The following is a 17,518-nucleotide window of genomic DNA, read 5'->3' on the forward strand; positions in this document are numbered from 1 at the left end:
GAGTATTTATTTTTAATTTTACACAACTAAAAACTAATAAAAATCATGGACACAGAAAACATTGACCCTCAAAAATGGATTGACCTTGGAATAGGTTTCATTCAAGATTATGGAAAAGGAATTATAGGAGCCATCCTCGTTTGGATTATTGGCTCTTGGCTTATTAAAAAAATCATTAAAGCAATTGGTAAAGTAATGACTAAGCGTAATTATGATGAAAGCTTACAGAAGTTCTTACTTAATTTAATTGGTTGGGTTTTAAAAATCCTGTTAGTTTTAACTATTTTATCTCAATTAGGTATTGAAACCACTTCATTTGCTGCTATACTGGCTGCTGCTGGTTTAGCTATTGGTTTAGCTTTACAAGGTTCTCTTGGTAATTTTGCTGGAGGTGTTTTAATTATGATTTTTAAACCTATTAAAATTGGTGATTTAATTGAGGCTCAAGGAGAACTAGGTGTTGTTAAAGAAATTGAAATTTTTACAACTAAAATAGTTTCACCTACTAATAAAGAAATAATCATTCCTAATGGGTCTCTATCTAATGGTAACATTACAAATTATTCTACTGAAGGAAAATTAAGAGTTGATTTAACCATTGGTGTTAGTTATGATGCAGATATAAAACAAACTAAAGACGTTTTAATGAAAGTCTTAACAGATAACCCGCAAGTTTTAAAAGACCCTGCGCCTTCTGTTAATGTTTCTGAACTAGCTGATAGCTCAGTTAATTTTGCTGTAAGACCATTTGCAACAGTTGACGATTATTGGGATGTATACTTTGGTACTCTTGAAAAATGTAAAATAGCTCTTGATGCTGCTGGTATTGAAATTCCATACCCACACTCAGTTGAGATACATAAAGATGCTTAAGATTTTGGTTTCGGTTTTAAAGCCACAAAATCTTTTAAATAATATGGTTCAAAATAAGCGACATCTTCGGTGTCGCTTATTTTATATTTATTAAATCCTAACGCACACATTTCTCTAGCAGAAGGCAAATTATCTTCAATAAAAAAAGCATTAGGATGATTGATTAGTGTTTTAGTTTTTTCAACGCCATTACCAACAAAATAAACTTTTCCTTTCTGCAGATAATCTTCAAAAGAGTTTTTATCTAAAATCTGTGCTTCAGTATTACGTAGTTGCTTATAATCTGAATCGTAAATTGCAGAATACACTTCCATACGCCTAGCATCAAGCATTGAAACAATAACACCATCATTAACTTTAACTTGGTGTGCTAGAGCGTCTAAAGTTGGGATAGATATCAATGGTTTATCTAATGCAAAACATAAACCTTTAGCTGCTGAAACCCCAATTCGCAAACCAGTATAAGAACCAGGGCCTTTACTAACCGCAATGGCATCTAAATTACTTGAAGATATGTTAGCTTCTTTTAAGACCTCATTTATATAAACATGAAGTCTTTCGGCATGCGAATAACTTTTATCATTATCTTCTTTCAAAACAATGGTATTACCATCTTTTGAAAGTGATACAGAGCAATTAGTTGTTGCGGTTTCTAGGTTGAGTATAAATGCCAAATTAGTTTGTTAAAGATTTTCCCATGTAAAAGTCTAAAACTTTTGTCTTAAAAACAAAATCATATTTAGCATTAATCAAAGAAGATTCTGCATTTATTAATTGCACACGTGCTTGTTCTAAATCAAAAGCTGTCATAGCACCTATATCGTAGCGTTCTTTTGAATTGTTAAAAGCTAAGCTTTGAGATTCTAATGATTTTTGGGCTGCATCATAAGCTTTAAATGCAGCTTGAGCATCTGTAAATGCACGTTGTATGTTTGATTCTAAAGTTAATTTTGCTTGTTCTAAATTAAGCAAGCTATTTTCTTCTTGAATTTTAGACTTAGCAACGGCTGTTTTATTTTGAAATCTTGAAAAAATAGGAATATTTAAATTTAGCCCAAAACTATGCCCCTTGTTATCATTAATTTGATCAAAAAATGCTGCTTCCAAATCTGTAAGATTTGTAAAAGATGCCCTAGAACTATAACCATATGTAAAATTTAAACTTGGTAAATATCCGCTTTTAGAAATCTCTGTCCCCAAAACGGCATTCTCTATGTTCTTTTTAGCCACTTTTATTTCATTTCTATTTTCAAGTGCGTAATTTAATACAGGGTCAATACTGGAATACAGTAAAGATTCAGAAGGCGCATCAATATCTATAATTTCAACATAAAAATCATTAAAAGGCACTTGTAATAATTGTGATAAAGAAAGTAATGATAAATTATAACTATTTTCTGCCAAAGTCACTTGTTGAGCATCCCTACTTAAAGTAGCTTCTGCATCGTAAATATTAGCTTTGGGTTGTACACCTGCATCAACTAATTCTTTAACCTGTTTTAACTGCTTTTCACTAAACTCATATTGTGCAGTAGCTGTTTCTAGAGTTTCTTGATTAAATAATATATTTAAATACCCATTTACAACATTTAAAGAAATATCATCTTTTATTCTATTTAATTCTAACTCATTAGTTTCCCTAGTAAGTTTAGATTGTTTATAAAGATTTAATGTTCTAAACCCATTAAATATATTTTGTGACAAACTAACACCTAATCTACTTTGATTAAATGTTTGACTCACAAAAACACCAGGATCAATCTCTAAACCACCAATAGTAATATTATGCGCCGCACTTGCGCTTACAGATGGCAAAAATTGTCCTTTTGCTGCAATAATATCTTGTTCATTTGAGAATAAAGTATTCTGGCCTTGTTTTACAGAAATATTATTTTCAAGTGCATGATTCACACATGCTTGTAATGTCCATGTTTTTTGCTGCCCAAAAGACAATAGTGAACATGTTACAATTCCAAAAAATAAAACGGTTTGTTTCATATTAATCATCTTCATTATCTTTTGATGCTTTATTCCAAACTTTAATTTTATCGCCTTCTTTAACGCCTTCAGTAATTTCAACGTTGATTCCATCAGACAAACCTAATTCGACATCCTCTTTTTTGAATTTATTTTCACCATTCATAATTTCAACAAAAGGCTTTTCAGTAATTCTGTTATATTGAAGCAACGCTTCTCTTATTACCAAAACACTATCCTTACTTTCTATTTCTATTTCAGCATTTGCGCTATAACCAGCTCTTATATTGGTAAGTGAATCGATAGTGACATCTGCTTTAATTGTGAATTGAACAGCTCCGTTTTCTTCTACACCTTTCGGCGCAACAAATGTTAATTTAGCAGGAAACTCTTTATCTCGAATAGCTCCTAAGATTACTTTAATTTCTTTACCTTCTTGAACTTTACCAACTTCAGCCTCGTCTAATTTTCCTTCAAAAATCATTAAACTCATATCTGCAATAGTTGCAATGGTTGTTCCTGCATTAAAATTATTACTTTGAATGACTTGATCTCCTTCTCTAACAGGAATTTCTAAGATGGTTCCAGGTATTTGGGCAATAATATTAGTATTTGCTGAGCTTCCGCCTGAAATTGATCCTCGCTTTATAATTTGATAGTCGTTTTGAGCTTGTGCCAATGATTCTTTAGATTGATTGAAAGACAGTTCGCTATTTTCAAAATCTTGTTGCGAGATCACCCCTTTTTCAAATAGGGTTTTATTTCTTGTATAAAGTACTTTAGCATTATCATAAGATAATTTTGCCGTACTAATTCTACCCTTAGCTCCAACTAAATTTTGCTCGTTTGGTACCACTCTAATAGTTGCAATTAAATCTCCCTTTTTAACTTTATCGCCCTCTTCTACAAGAATTTTATTGACAATACCCGAAATTTGAGGTTTTAATTCAATCTCTTCTTCTGGGTTTAATTTCCCTGTTGCAACAGCTTTTGTATCTATAGAGCTATAAAAAGGTTCTTCAACTTTATAGTCTACTACATCTTTTGAATTTGCGTCTTTAAAATACTTTAACACGAATGCTAATGCTATGATAGCAACTAATACTAAAATAATTTTTACTGTTTTATTCATTTTTTTGATTGTTTATTCTTCTCTTAATGCTTCAATTGGTTTTATACTTGTTGCTTTAAATGCTGGTATTAATCCTATTAATGTACCTAAAACAACTAAAATTACTAATGCTATAAATACAACGGCTATTGATACCGAAGCGTTAACAATGGCGGCATCGTCACCTTGCCCAACGAAATGGTCAAGTAAAATTAAAATCCAGCCTCCTGTTATAATTCCAAATATGCCAGCAACTATGGTTAAAAAAACTGCTTCAACAACAATTTGTCTTTTTATCTCGAAAGGTGTTGCGCCTAAAGCTCTTCTAACACCTATTTCTTTGGTACGCTCTTTTACGGTGATTAATAAAATATTTCCAATCGCAAAAACTCCTGCGATTAATGTAGCTATACCTACAAACCAAGTTAAAAATTGCATACCTGTTAAGAAACCTGTTACTTTCCCAATCTCCTTTCCTGCATTAGCACTTCCTAATGCACGATTATCTTTGGGGTGAATATCATTAAGGTTTTTCAATAATAGTTTAGCATCTTCTTCTATTTGTACAATATCATACTCTGGCTTACCTGTAATCATCATCCAACCTATTTGATCGCCTTGATTATAAACTTGTTGAAAAGTTGTAAATGGCATATGCATCTCAATAGGAGGCCCCATATTTATTTTTGAAACTTTAAAAAGACCAACTACTTTAAAATTGATACTATTGACTTGTATATATTCACCAATAGCATTTTCATCTTTTTCAAACAATTGTTTATATGCGTCTTCTGATAAAACAATGACTTTCTTTTTATCTTCAATATCATTTTGATTTATGAAACGCCCGCGAATAAGCTTTTTCTTTTCAACTTGATCTAGTAAAGGATAATCTCCAGCAATACTAAAACTCCCAGAAAGAAAATTCCTGATTACTATTGCTTGATTTTGATTTCTTGGAACAACAAATTCTATACCTTCAATATTTTCTTTAATTTTTTTTGCATCACTTAATGATAATCGAATTCGTTTACCTTCTTGAAAACCTTTAAAAGCCATTCCTGTACTTCTCCCCCAAATAAAGACACTATTGGTAGCAAAATCTCCAAATAGACGATTAAAAGAATTCTCTAACCCTCGAGCAGATCCCAAAAGTCCAATAAGCAATAAAATACCCCACCAAACACCTACCATAGTAAGAATAGACCTTAGCTTATTTTTACTAAAGCTATCATAAACTTCCTGCCATGTATCTCTGTCAAATAAAAACTTAAACATGATTAATCATTTCTTAGTGCTATAATAGGTTTAATTTTCGATGCCTTTTTTGCAGGTAAATAACCTGCAATGGCTCCTGCTATAATTAACGTAAGTGTAGCTCCAATAACTAGTGTATTACTTACGCCCGGGTCTTTTATAAAATAGTCTACTAAATATGGTTTTACAATTTCTAGAACGCCTACACCTAATAATAAACCAACATACCCAGCAATAGCGGTTATAAAAATAGACTCTATTAAAATAATGGAAACAATAGATTTTGGAGAAGCACCTAAAGCCTTACGAATACCGATTTCCTTAGTACGCTCCTTAACAATAAAAATCATGATATTACTAACTCCAACAATACCCGCTATTAACGTACCAAAACCAATTACTAAAATTATGAACGTTAATCCTACTGTCATCTGGCTTACGGCTTTAGTGCCTTCTGCCATATTACGCACACGAATAGCTCTTTGATCACTTCTAGCCACCGAAAACCTATTCTTCAATTTTTTTGATAATAGGGTGCTAAATACCAAAGCTTGGTCATAATCCATTTCTGGATTATATGTTAGATTTATTTGACTGATATAATCATTATTCCCATAAAGATATTGCGCGGTAGTAACAGGCATATAAATTTTACGTTCTTCATTATCTCCACCATCATCAGTAAAAACTCCAATCACTTTAAATTGGATACCACCTAAATTTACATACTTCCCTAAAGCTCTTGTTTTTGAAAACAAATCTTCTTCAACTAATCTACCAATAACGACTGTTTTTGTTTTATTGTTTAAATCGTTTTGGTTGATGTAACGACCTTCTTTTATTTGTGTTTTTTCTAGAAATTGATGATCTGGGTGAACGGCTATAATGTTATAATTATTCTGTTCACCTCTATATGATACTTGAAAATTTTTATAAATTCTAGCTGTAATAAATTCTACTTTATCGTCAAAATCTTCTTTTACATAATCAAGATCTTCATTCTTAAATTGAATTCGCCTGCCAGCCTGAAGTCCTTTATTAGCCTTAGTTGTCCTGCCAGACCTTATGAAAATAGAATTATTAGCATCATCAACAAAAGCTTCTGCAAAGGTGTTTTGAAGTCCATTGGCAATTCCAAAAAGTATGGTAAATAATAAAATAGCAAATGCTACAGTAAAACCAGAAAGTAAACTTCTAGTTCTGTTCATATTGATACTTTGAAATATTTCCCGCCAAAGATCTAAATCAAACATACTGCTCTGCTCTTACTTGATTAACTTTTTTGTCTTCCATAATAACACCGTCTCGAAGACGAACAATACGCTTGCACATATTTGCAATATCTTCTTCATGAGTTACCATTAAAATGGTTTTACCTTCATCATTTAACTGCTGGATAAATGCCATAATATCATAAGACGTCTTTGTATCTAAAGCTCCAGTGGGCTCATCGGCTAATAATAATTTAGGATTTGCAGCTAATGCTCTTGCTATAGCGACACGTTGTTTTTGACCTCCAGAAAGTTCTTTTGGTAAATGTTTAGCCCAATCTGCCAAACCTACTTTACCTAAATGAAACATCGCTTTTTCTTGGCGTTCTTTTCTTTTTAGTCCTTGATAATACAACGGAAGTGCAACATTTTCAAGAGCGTTTTTGTAATTTATTAAGTTGAAAGATTGAAAAATAAAACCCAAAAACTTGTTTCTGTAAACTGCTGCTTTTTTTTCTGTTAAATCTTTAATAGGAAGATTATCTAAAATATATTCACCTGAATCAGCTTCATCTAGCATTCCTATAATGTTAAGTAATGTAGATTTACCTGAACCCGAAGATCCCATGATTGCTACCATTTCACCTTCTTCGACATTAAGATCTATTCCTTTTAAAACATGTAAACTTGAATCTCCTATTGGATAGGATTTGTGAAGTTGATGAATCTTTAACATGATTTGATTGATTTAATTAAGCTAATCAGTTTTTAATTAGACTATCAATGCAAAGAAATGTTACAAAAAGATTACAAAAAACTTTTTATTACTTTTTTAACGTATTATACTTTCTATAAATAAAGTAACCTATACCCGCAACAAGTATATATGGTATAGCCATTAAATATACTATTCCATCATTAATACCTTCTGCAGCTGTTTGCCCTTCTTCACTTTCTAATACGGCACGACACATGGCACATTGCGCATTACTCCTAATAAAAAAGCAAAGAGAAAAAAGAAGAAAGATTATTGTGCGTTTCATTTTTAAGCGTAATATGGTGATATCATAATAAAAACTATAACACCTGTAATAGCAACATAAAGCCATAATGGGAATGTTATTTTTGCAATTTTTTTATGCTTTTCAATATTGTTAGTAATGGCTCTAACATAAGTAATTAATACAAATGGAATAACTACTATTGACAATAATATGTGAGTAATTAGTATAAAGTAATAAAAATATTTTGCCACACCTTCTCCTCCAAATTTAGTAGAATCGCTTGTCATATGGTACGCTATGTACATTAATAAAAACAAAACTGATAATACTATTGCAAATTTCATTAACCTATTATGTAGTTTTATATTCTTTTTTTGAATAGCCACAAATGCCAATACTAAAATAAGAGCAGTAAGCGCATTAACACTTGCATAAATTGGTGGTAAAAAAACTGGGAGTTGGGCATCTATTTTAATTCCGAAAAGCGCTGCTACTGCAACAGGAATTACTATAGATAATACAACAATAAGTTTGTTGTACTTTTTCTCGTCTATTATTTTATCTTGATTATTATCCATTTTATTAAAATGATTATATGATAAGATTCTGAAACAACCCTTCGACTGTGCTCAGGATGACATCTTCAGAATGACAAATGTTATTCATTAAGCAACTTTTTAATATCTTCTTTTAAGGCACTAATTTCTTCTAATTTACCATCTTCATCTGTTTTTTCAGATTCAGAGGTTATACCATTATAATAAATTATAGGATTTCCGTTTACTACTCTGCATCTTATAAACCCATTTTTATCGATCAATGCAAAATTACCTGAATGCTCAAAACCTCCTTCTACATCATCATTTGCAGCAGCATAAATATAAAATCCTTCATTAGATAGTTTATAAATAGCTTCCTTATTACCTGTCATTAAATGCCAATTAGGGTTAGTAACTCCGTATTTTGAAGCGTAGGCTTTAAGAATTTCGGGCGTATCAAAATCTGGATTAATGGTGAAAGATGCTACACCAAAATCATCAAAATCTTTAAATTCATTTTGAATTTGTATAAGGTTTCTATTCATTCTAGGGCAAATAGTAGGGCATGTTGTAAAAAAGAATTCTATAACATACACCTTACCTTCAAAATCCTTATTTGTAATGGTTTTTCCATACTGGTTTGTAAAAGAAAAATTTGGCACTTTTCTATTTACTCCATTATTGGGTATAAAAACTAAATCGGATTTTTTAAGTTCTTTCTCTTTTGGTTGGTCGCTTCTGCTTTCTTGTCTAGATATATCGCTATTAGATATTCTATCAACAATTTTTGGGATAAAAATAATTCCAAAAACAAGAATAATAAAGGCTATGCCTATATATGAATAATTTGTTTTTTTACTCATTATTTAACTTTTTGTCATTCCTGCGAAGGCAGGAATCTATTCAATTTAATTTACGGTTTTTAAAGTAGATTACTGCCTTCGCAGGAATGACAGCTTTAAATAAATTTACTCTGATTTTAAATCACTTGCTCTTCTGGTATCAGAATTAAATTCACCTTTTCGTTTTTGTCTGTACTCGGTAAACAAAATACGTAAATCGTCACTCATTTTATTTTTTATTTCGGCTACTTCAATACAATTATATGCATTAAGACCATAGATAGGTTTATTTTTTTCTAATTCCTTATCTGTTCTATCATCCAAACGTCCACGTTGGTTTAAATCTTTATCAACTATATATACTTGATTGGTAACCAAATTAGATGATAAGTTCCCTTCTGTTTTTAAGCTAAAAAATACACGCTTAATATCACTTGGATCTCCAAATACAAAATGCCAAAATCTTAAATCTTGATAAGAGCTAATTTCAGATTTTAATTCTTTAACGGCTTCTTCTGTACCTTTTGGCATTAAGATTACCATCTGAAATTTTTTAAATCCTTTAAATTTATCGTAAACTAACTCTTTTAAATTTAAGGCTATAGTACTACTTTTTTTAGGTTCGTTTCCAAAAAAACCAACGACAGTAATATGGTCTTTCAAAAGGATTTTCTCTTCTGAGTTTAACGTAAAATTATCTAAATCTAAGACTGTTTCTTTTACAATATCTAATGGTGAGTAGTTATGAGTTGCGGGATATAAAAACAATAAAAACGTTACCGGAAGGAAGAATAAAATTCCTAGAACAACATACCGACTTACCTTTTTATAAATTATTAAAATTTCTATTGTATTAAATTGTTTTGCAAAAGTAAAAAAAGCGGATTTAATAACCGCCCAAATTTTGTTATTTAACTACTTGATTAGGTTACACGAACCTATTTATTTAGTCATGTAACCTGGCAGATACATGCGTTAGGGATTGAAGTGGATAGCCCACAGCCTGATCCCGATAGCTATCGGGAGAAGTGCGAGGACTTGTAACGGAAAACCCGACCTATATCCTGAACTAAATTCAGGATATAGGTAACGCCCAAAACTTTTGTTGTAAAAAAAATCCCACCAATTGGCAGGATTTGTTTTTTATATTTTGATATGTCCTAAAAATCTCTTTTTATAAAACCATTGTCATATACATCAAAAACATAACCGCCTTCTTGCAATAAGATGAATATTAGGTAAAGAATAAGGAAAATTGCAGTCCAAACTACCATACGTCGTAACGCTTTTGTTTCATCGCGCATGTGCATAAAATCCCATGTAATGTAATATGCTTTTACTATGGTTAAGATAATGAATATCCAGTTTAAGAGTTTCATACCTAAAAACTTAGCCATTAAAGCCTCTGGTTTTACAATACCTAATGCAACCTCTATTATAGTTACAATGGTGAGGAAAATTAAAACGCCCCAAATTTTTTGAGTGTTTGATTTGAATTTTAATAATCCTTGAAATATTTCTAATTTATGTTCGTGTGCCATTTTAAATTTGCTTTTGGCCTTTAGCTTTTGGCTATTGGCGAATATTATTTATTAAACCAGGTAGAAGAATGTAAATACAAATACCCAAACTAAATCTACGAAGTGCCAATACAGTCCTACTTTTTCAACCATTTCATAACTTCCGCGTCTTTCGTAAGTACCTAAAACAACATTAAAGAAAATAATGATATTAATTATAACACCCGAGAATACGTGAAACCCGTGAAATCCTGTTATAAAGAAAAAGAAATCGGCAAAAAGTGGTGAACCATACTCGTTTACATGAAGGTTAGCACCCTCAACATACAATCTACCATTTTTCATGATTTGGTTTATAGACTCTTCTCTAGATAAAACTGTTTTTTCGCCTTCTTCGTTTATGATTTGAGTACGTACTAAAACATCTTTATTAGCTTGTAATCCATGAATTACTTCGTCCATAGTATAAGCAGGAAGTGCACCTTCATCTACAAACCAAATTCCTTTTCGGCTTTCATGTTGCGTTCTATCTTGATGCGCTGCAGCAACTGCAAAATCTCTAACAGCTACACGTTTAAAAACCTGTTCGCCATCTTTGTCAACATAATGACCAAACTGTAAAATATTACCGCCTTTAGTTTGTACTGCGCCATAATCGCCTTTAATAAATGTACCCCATTCCCAAGCCTGCGACCCAACAAATATTAAACCACCAATAATGGTTAAAAACATGTAAATGGTTACTTTAGCCTTGTTCATGTGGTGACCTGCATCTACAGCTAACACCATAGTTACAGACGACATAATAAGTACAAACGTCATAAACGCCACATAATACATAGGTGCATCTACACCATGCAAAAACGGAAAGTGTGTAAACACCTCATCTGCAATTGGCCATGCATCAATAAATTTAAATCTTGAAAATCCGTAGGCTGCTAAAAAACCCGAGAATGTTAAGGCATCAGAAACAATGAAAAACCACATCATCATTTTACCGTAACTTGCTTTAAGTGGCTGATTACCACCTCCCCAAGTCTTACCTTCTGCTACTGCTGTACTCATATATAATGGTTGTTATTTATAAAGTTGGACAAAAATAATCATTTTATTCATCTAATAAAACATCACGCTAAAAAATAAAAGATTAGTTCTTATATTTTGGGCGTTACCTTTTACTCATACCTGCTAGATTTTAAAATCTAGCAGGTATGAGTAAAAGGTCGGGCTTTCGGCAGTCGTTCCCTCCTTAGGTTGGGGAACTTCAACAAATGCCTCAATCTCTAACGCAGTATAAAACCGCTAACACCTTGTCTTCAAGCTAAATTCAGTGCGTTTAAAAAGGTAATTATCTAACAAAATACAAAAACAAAAAGAGGTATACCCAAAGAATATCTATAAAATGCCAAAACGTTCCAGCCAATTCAAAACCTAACATATTTGTTGGTGTATACTTTTGTTTAAAATGATTATAAATTACAACCAATACACAAAATAAGCCAACCACAACGTGCAAAATATGCACAATAGCAATTAAATAAATGTAAGACATGGTTACATTACTCGTTGGACCCGTAAAATTATACCCTAAATCAATTATCTGTTGAAAACCAGAAAACTGATTGAAAATAAAAATAACACCCAAAATTAATGTAGCAATTAACCAAAGTGAAGTTGCTTTATGATTTCCGTTTTTTAAAGCGCGCTTCGCTAAAATAAATGTAAGGCTACTCAAAATTATTACAACCGTACTAACAATAAAGGCATTTGGTAAAACAAAATCTTTTAACCAATCGGGTCTAGAGCTACTTACTACAAAAGCACTTGTCCACCCAGCAAAAGACATAATTAAGGAAATAATCCCAAACCAAAGCATCATTTTTTTGGCTCTGCTATTTTTTTCTTGTGGTGTTCCTTGCGTTAAATCCATAATCTATCTGATAAATTTATCTACAACGTAAATAATCTGTATTAAAGTAATATATGATACACTAACAAGCATTAATTGTCTTGCTGCCTTTTCTGTCATCTTGTTAAACAATCGTATCGCATAATATAAAAACCACATACCAGCACCAAAAACCAATACAGCAGCCACAATAGAAAGTTGTAACCTCCCTGTAAAACCAAATACTGGAATTATAGAAATTAAAATCGTCCAAATGGTATACATAATAGTTTGTACTGCAGTGCCTTTATCCTGTTTTCCGGTTGGTAACATAAAAAAACCGCCTTTTTTATAATCATCGTACAAAAACCAACCAATAGCCCAAAAATGTGGAAATTGCCAAAAGAATTGTAATGCGAATAAGGTTCCTGGTTCAATACCAAAATCATCAGTAGCAGCAACCCAGCCTAACATAAAAGGAATAGCACCTGGAATAGCTCCAACAAATACAGCTAATGGTGTTTTTGTTTTTAAAGGTGTATAAGCACAGGTATATAAAAAAATGGAAATAGCACCAAACATAGCAGTTTGCTTGTTGATGGTGTATAAAATAATAATCCCTAAAACCGTAAAAATGGACGAAATAATAAACGCTGCATTCACAGACATGCGTCCCGCAGGAATAGGTCTATTTTTAGTACGGTTCATCAACGCATCTAAATCTTTTTCAATAATTTGATTGAATCCGTTAGAAGCACCAACCATAAAATAACCACCTAAAGCTAGTAAAATTAAAGTCTGAAAATCTATAGTATCAACACCTAACAAATATCCAATAAGTGAAGAAAAAACAACACTAATAGACAAGCGCATTTTCGTGATTTCCTTAAAATCTGAAATTACAGAATGGGTTGCTATTGAAGATTTTGAATTACTCAATGTTGTATGTCCTTGACGGCTTTTATATTGCGAGTGCAAAGATACGCCTTAAAAGCAATTTGAGCAATGCTTTATCTCTAAATTTAAAAACGCTTACGCTTTAAAAATTCGTACTTTTAATGAGACTAAATTTTTAATAGCATCCCATGAAAACATTCAACTTTATCTTAACCTTCTTTTTTATTAGTTCAATAACAGCAGCTTGTGCTCAAAACAAAGAAGTCATAATAAAAACACACAAACTCACTGAAAACATTTACATGCTTGAAGGCAAGGGCGGAAACATTGGAATATCCGTTGGAGACAATGGTGTTTTCATGATTGATAGTCAATTTGCTCCATTAACACCTAAAATTTTAGAAACTATTAAAAAACTAAATGACAAACCTATTAAATATTTAGCAAACACACACCATCATGGAGACCACACAGGCGGGAACGAAAATATTTCAAAATTAAACACACCTATAATTGCGCATAACAATGTATATAAACGCGTAAAAAACAACCCCAAACAAACAGATGCTTCACTTCCCACAATAACTTTTAATAATAAATTGAGTCTATATATTAATGGTGAGCAAGTCATCATTTTCCATGTCGATAATGCACATACCGATGGCGATGCACTACTCTATTTTACAAAAAGTAACGTATTGCACACAGGCGACACCTATTTTAACGCACGCTACCCATACATCGATTTAAACTCTGGCGGAAGTGTTGATGGGTATATCAATGCTATAAAAAGTGCTATGATTTTTGTTGATGATAATACCAAAATAATCCCTGGCCATGGCAACCAATCAAACAAAACCGAATTCACCACTTTTTTAAATATGCTAGAAACATTAAAAAGCAAAGTTGAAATTGAAATCGGCAATGGAAAAACCGAAGAAGAAGTAGCATCAAATTCTAACTTAACAAAAACCTACGACGATTTAAATTATGGTTGCTGTTATATCTCTTCAGAAAAAATGAGACGTACGCTTTATAATGGTTTGAAAAAAGAATAAAACAAGATTCCTGCTTTCTCAGGAATAAAAATAATTTGAGATGCTGAAACGAGTTAAGCACGCCAACTTTAGTTGTCGAAATACCAATTAAACAAATCGGTTCTTATACCAAAATTAAGCCAAAGCGTACTGTTCTTAAAGGTTGACACTGTTGTAGCTTCTGGATTAAAATTTCTAACTGTAATATCTGTAAATATTTTTAAATTAGTTGCAGGGTTTATCAAATAACCAGCCTGTAAATTTCCATTAAAAACTGTTGTTTCTAAACCTTGACTTACTTCAACACCTGTATCAAAAGGTCTGTCCACTTCACTTCTAAAAATATCTCCACCATAGTTAAAATCATCTGTACCATCATTAAAATCCAATCCACGAGTACCAAAAATTAATTTAGCATCACCAAACCAACGTTTGTAACGGTAACGCGCAATTATAATCGCTTCACTAAAGTTAGCACCCCATAAATGTGCCATAGACTGGTTGTTATGTGCATAATTTAAAACAATGGTATTATGAGAATACGTATAAGGTCGTACACGGTTATATTCAAATTGCAATAATAAATTATCAACTTTAAAAGCGTTATAATATTTGACACCTAATTGATACCCAAATTTGTTTTTCCAACTTTTATCTCCAGCTTTTACATCGCTAAGAGAGAATTCATCTAAAATAAATTGACTATAAACATTTACATTATCACTAAACTTATATTTAGCTGATGCCCCAAGAATTGCATTACCAGCGCCTTGCCCAGTTTCAAACTCAATAGCTCTATAAAAAATAATTGGATTTAAGTAATTGACATCAAAACCTCTGTCGTTAGAATTTGTCCATAACACCGATTCAAACAAACCAATATTTAAACGTTTTGATGCATTCCAACTTAAATAATGGTTGGCAATATATTTAGTTAAAAAAGCTTTGTCTTGCTCTACTTCTGGACGCACATCTTTCGCCCACATCCATGTATTGGTGTACTTTATTTTCCAAAATTTAGTGTTCAATTTTAAAAACGGAAGTGGACTTGCTGCATCACCTAACAATAATGATCGATACCCATCACCAATGAAGTTTTTTCCATGCCCAAATTGGATGTTTATAAACTTTGCGGGGGTATAAGACAAATAAGCTTCAGCCACCGGATAGTCATAAGCATCTATTTTAAAACGTTTTGCTATACCTCGCCCTGGAATTATAGCGGGGTCTGGTCCAAAGGCTTTTAAGCTTTCAGCATATCTATTTACATAATCAGCAAATCGTCCTTGACTTTCAAAAACCGAAGCGTAAAAATTTAATTTTTTCCCTAAACCACCTTGCACTAAAAAACCTCTAGTATTGTTGTATGTTTTATTATTCTCAAGATTTGAATCTATTCCAAATTCTAAATCTAAAATAGGATCTACAGTAAACCAATAGTCCTCACCTTGTAATTGCACTAAATGCTCATTCCATAATTTCTTTCCTGCCCAAGTTTCCGTTTCTCTTTTTAATCGTTCTTGTTCATCTTCAAAATCAAAATATTTTGAAACATCATTATAAACAAATGGTTTTGATGCTGTATGGCTGTTCGTTCCAGTAAGGTTCATCTGTCTATCAAACCTAGCATAATCACTATGGGTAAATTGGATATTTAGCTGGCTTTTAAATGCTTTATTTTCAAACGCTTTTAAGCTTTTATTTACTTCATCAAATTCTTTTTTGGCAGCTATTTCTAACTGAGAAAGTTCTTTACCTTTATCATTTGCATTTTCTTTAGCTAAATCTTGAGTTATCACCGATTGCTCAGTTAAAGGAATTCTGATTGGAATTGAATATTGCTTAAATGTGTTTTTACCATTGTAGGTAGCAGGAGTAATTTTTGGAAATTCGGCAAACACGCGTTTCGCTTCTTCTTTTAATTCAGAATATAAGGCATCAACATACATTACCCGAAATTGTCCAGTGGTGTCAACCTCAAAAAGCACAACAACCTCACCTTTATAATTCTCTTTTGTAATACGCTCTGGAACTTTAAAATTGTTATAAATCTTATCAAATATGTTCTTATCAAAGCATGCTTGCAAAGCATCTATGGTTACATTTTCACAATTAGGAAAAACTGGTGGCTTTTCAGAAAATAAAGTGTTTTGTGAATAGGAATTATATTGAACTAAAAGTAGGAATAGTAAAATGAATTGCTTCATATTATCTAATTAAGAATTGATTTAGGTTTGAAAGATACTATATTTTTAGATTCTAATCATGCTTAAACAATGATAAGTACTAGTAATATTGAAAGCTATATTTATCAGAATCTGAAATACTGAAACAAGTTCAACACATGTAAATTTAGGTCATAAAAAACCGTTAGTACTAATCGTAGTAACGGTTTTTATAGCATGAAATTACAAATAGCACTTACTTATTGCACCTGAAAAACTATAGGTAGTGAATAAATAACGCCTACGTTTTTGTTATTTTGTTTTCCTGGAATCATTTCTGGAATAAAATTTATAACACGTAAAGCTTCATCTTCTAATTTTGGGTGCCCTGCTTTTGCTTTTATATTAGTTACCTGACCTTCTTTATCAATAGTAAACTGGACATTAATTCGCTGTCTACCAATCAAACCATAGCTAGAAGCGACATCACTTCCATCAAATTTTCTATGAATAAGTTTAGTGATTTTTTCAGACATACACTTTTTTCTACCTGAATTGCTTTTTTCTCCTTCACAACCTGGATAAATCGGAACGTTTTGAATAAATGCATAAGGCACATTCACTTCCTCTGGTATCTTTTCGACAATAATCTTGGTTGGATCTATAGGTGTCTCTGAAGACGTATTCTGTTCGCTTGTAATTATATTAAGTGCCTTTTCCAACTTAAAATCGTTATCAACTTCTTTAATTTTATCAGTAAGTAGAACTTTCTTCTTTACTTCTGGCTGAACTTCTTTTATAGGTTCAACATAAATTTCGAAGTTTTCAATTGAAATTTCAGATGACTCATCAGGGATTAACACATCTACAACTTTTGGAATTTCAGTTTCAAACTTCATCTCTAACAATCCAAAAGCTGCCAGTAAACACACAATTAACCCTATTTGAAAATAAAGGGTTGAGTTTTTTTGTAAATTCGCTTCATGCTTTTGTGACTTTTTCACGATTTGCTCATTTTGCCGAATGAGTTCGTGAGAATTCTTTTGATTTCTCATAATAATTATAATTTAAATGTTAATGTTATGATAAAGTCTCAATAAGCATACCAAAAACAGAAATCCCGTTACAGTTTTGTAACGGGATTTTATTTATTTAAAAACATTAGTATACTTCAACAAAAGGCATAAAAAAACCTCG

Annotated in this window: 18 protein-coding genes; 2 read left to right on the forward strand and 16 right to left on the reverse strand. The window is 31.8% G+C overall.

Annotation, left to right across the window (positions count from 1 at the left end; genetic code table 11):
* The first annotated feature begins 45 nt into the window (after nucleotides 1–45).
* Nucleotides 46–873 carry a mechanosensitive ion channel domain-containing protein gene (locus Q0870_RS00130; protein ID WP_298550000.1) on the forward strand — a complete coding sequence of 276 codons (828 nt, stop codon included), beginning with the start codon at nucleotides 46–48 and terminating at the stop codon, nucleotides 871–873.
* Here the strand turns inward: Q0870_RS00130 and tsaB are convergent.
* The 14 genes from tsaB to cyoE form a co-directional block, all read right to left on the reverse strand.
* Complete coding sequence (tsaB, locus tag Q0870_RS00135; RefSeq protein WP_298550001.1) at nucleotides 870–1,547, reverse strand: tRNA (adenosine(37)-N6)-threonylcarbamoyltransferase complex dimerization subunit type 1 TsaB; 678 nt, start codon at nucleotides 1,545–1,547, stop codon at nucleotides 870–872. The genes Q0870_RS00130 and tsaB overlap by 4 nt on opposite strands.
* Nucleotide 1,548: 1 nt before the next feature.
* Nucleotides 1,549–2,886: a TolC family protein gene (locus tag Q0870_RS00140; RefSeq protein ID WP_298550002.1), complete on the reverse strand. Its 1,338-nt coding sequence runs from the start codon at nucleotides 2,884–2,886 to the stop codon at nucleotides 1,549–1,551.
* Nucleotides 2,873–3,982: an efflux RND transporter periplasmic adaptor subunit gene (locus Q0870_RS00145; protein WP_298550003.1), complete on the reverse strand. Its 1,110-nt coding sequence runs from the start codon at nucleotides 3,980–3,982 to the stop codon at nucleotides 2,873–2,875. The genes Q0870_RS00140 and Q0870_RS00145 overlap by 14 nt, the downstream gene beginning before the upstream one ends.
* A 12-nt stretch (nucleotides 3,983–3,994) precedes the next feature.
* Nucleotides 3,995–5,239 (reverse strand): ABC transporter permease, encoded by a 1,245-nt coding sequence (locus Q0870_RS00150; protein ID WP_298550005.1) that lies wholly within the window; start codon nucleotides 5,237–5,239, stop codon nucleotides 3,995–3,997.
* Between the two features lie 2 nt (nucleotides 5,240–5,241).
* The gene (locus Q0870_RS00155; protein ID WP_298550007.1) at nucleotides 5,242–6,471 is read right to left on the reverse strand and encodes an ABC transporter permease; all 1,230 of its coding nucleotides are present in this window, start codon (nucleotides 6,469–6,471) and stop codon (nucleotides 5,242–5,244) included.
* Nucleotides 6,464–7,165, reverse strand: coding sequence for an ABC transporter ATP-binding protein (locus Q0870_RS00160; protein WP_298550009.1), 702 nt, complete (start codon nucleotides 7,163–7,165; stop codon nucleotides 6,464–6,466). The genes Q0870_RS00155 and Q0870_RS00160 overlap by 8 nt, the downstream gene beginning before the upstream one ends.
* A gap of 88 nt (nucleotides 7,166–7,253) precedes the next feature.
* Nucleotides 7,254–7,472 (reverse strand): hypothetical protein, encoded by a 219-nt coding sequence (locus Q0870_RS00165; RefSeq protein WP_298550010.1) that lies wholly within the window; start codon nucleotides 7,470–7,472, stop codon nucleotides 7,254–7,256.
* Nucleotides 7,473–7,474: 2 nt separating this feature from the next.
* Nucleotides 7,475–8,011: a DUF420 domain-containing protein gene (locus Q0870_RS00170; RefSeq protein WP_298550011.1), complete on the reverse strand. Its 537-nt coding sequence runs from the start codon at nucleotides 8,009–8,011 to the stop codon at nucleotides 7,475–7,477.
* A gap of 80 nt (nucleotides 8,012–8,091) precedes the next feature.
* Nucleotides 8,092–8,835, reverse strand: coding sequence for an SCO family protein (locus Q0870_RS00175; protein WP_298550013.1), 744 nt, complete (start codon nucleotides 8,833–8,835; stop codon nucleotides 8,092–8,094).
* Between the two features lie 105 nt (nucleotides 8,836–8,940).
* Nucleotides 8,941–9,582 carry a hypothetical protein gene (locus tag Q0870_RS00180; RefSeq protein WP_298550015.1) on the reverse strand — a complete coding sequence of 214 codons (642 nt, stop codon included), beginning with the start codon at nucleotides 9,580–9,582 and terminating at the stop codon, nucleotides 8,941–8,943.
* A gap of 392 nt (nucleotides 9,583–9,974) precedes the next feature.
* Nucleotides 9,975–10,355, reverse strand: coding sequence for a cytochrome C oxidase subunit IV family protein (locus Q0870_RS00185; RefSeq protein ID WP_298550017.1), 381 nt, complete (start codon nucleotides 10,353–10,355; stop codon nucleotides 9,975–9,977).
* A gap of 51 nt (nucleotides 10,356–10,406) precedes the next feature.
* Nucleotides 10,407–11,399 carry a cytochrome c oxidase subunit 3 gene (locus tag Q0870_RS00190; protein ID WP_298550019.1) on the reverse strand — a complete coding sequence of 331 codons (993 nt, stop codon included), beginning with the start codon at nucleotides 11,397–11,399 and terminating at the stop codon, nucleotides 10,407–10,409.
* A 283-nt stretch (nucleotides 11,400–11,682) separates the two neighbouring features.
* Nucleotides 11,683–12,264, reverse strand: a complete 582-nt coding sequence (locus Q0870_RS00195; RefSeq protein WP_298550021.1) for a heme-copper oxidase subunit III — start codon at nucleotides 12,262–12,264, stop codon at nucleotides 11,683–11,685.
* Between the two features lie 3 nt (nucleotides 12,265–12,267).
* Entirely contained in the window at nucleotides 12,268–13,161 is an 894-nt protein-coding gene (cyoE, locus tag Q0870_RS00200) for a heme o synthase (protein ID WP_298550023.1), read from the reverse strand.
* 146 nt (nucleotides 13,162–13,307) lie between these two features.
* On the opposite strand from cyoE, the gene Q0870_RS00205 reads away from it, so the two are divergent.
* Complete coding sequence (locus Q0870_RS00205) at nucleotides 13,308–14,177, forward strand: MBL fold metallo-hydrolase (protein ID WP_298550025.1); 870 nt, start codon at nucleotides 13,308–13,310, stop codon at nucleotides 14,175–14,177.
* Between the two features lie 68 nt (nucleotides 14,178–14,245).
* On the opposite strand, the gene Q0870_RS00210 is transcribed toward Q0870_RS00205, so the two are convergent.
* Both Q0870_RS00210 and Q0870_RS00215 read right to left on the reverse strand, forming a co-directional pair.
* On the reverse strand, nucleotides 14,246–16,363 hold the full coding sequence (locus Q0870_RS00210) for a gliding motility protein RemB (RefSeq protein WP_298550027.1): 2,118 nt from the start codon (nucleotides 16,361–16,363) through the stop codon (nucleotides 14,246–14,248).
* Between the two features lie 218 nt (nucleotides 16,364–16,581).
* On the reverse strand, nucleotides 16,582–17,325 hold the full coding sequence (locus tag Q0870_RS00215) for an energy transducer TonB (protein WP_298550029.1): 744 nt from the start codon (nucleotides 17,323–17,325) through the stop codon (nucleotides 16,582–16,584).
* Nucleotides 17,326–17,518 lie beyond the last annotated feature (193 nt).

This window comes from uncultured Algibacter sp. (assembly GCF_947487575.1).
GTDB lineage: Bacteria > Bacteroidota > Bacteroidia > Flavobacteriales > Flavobacteriaceae > Algibacter_B.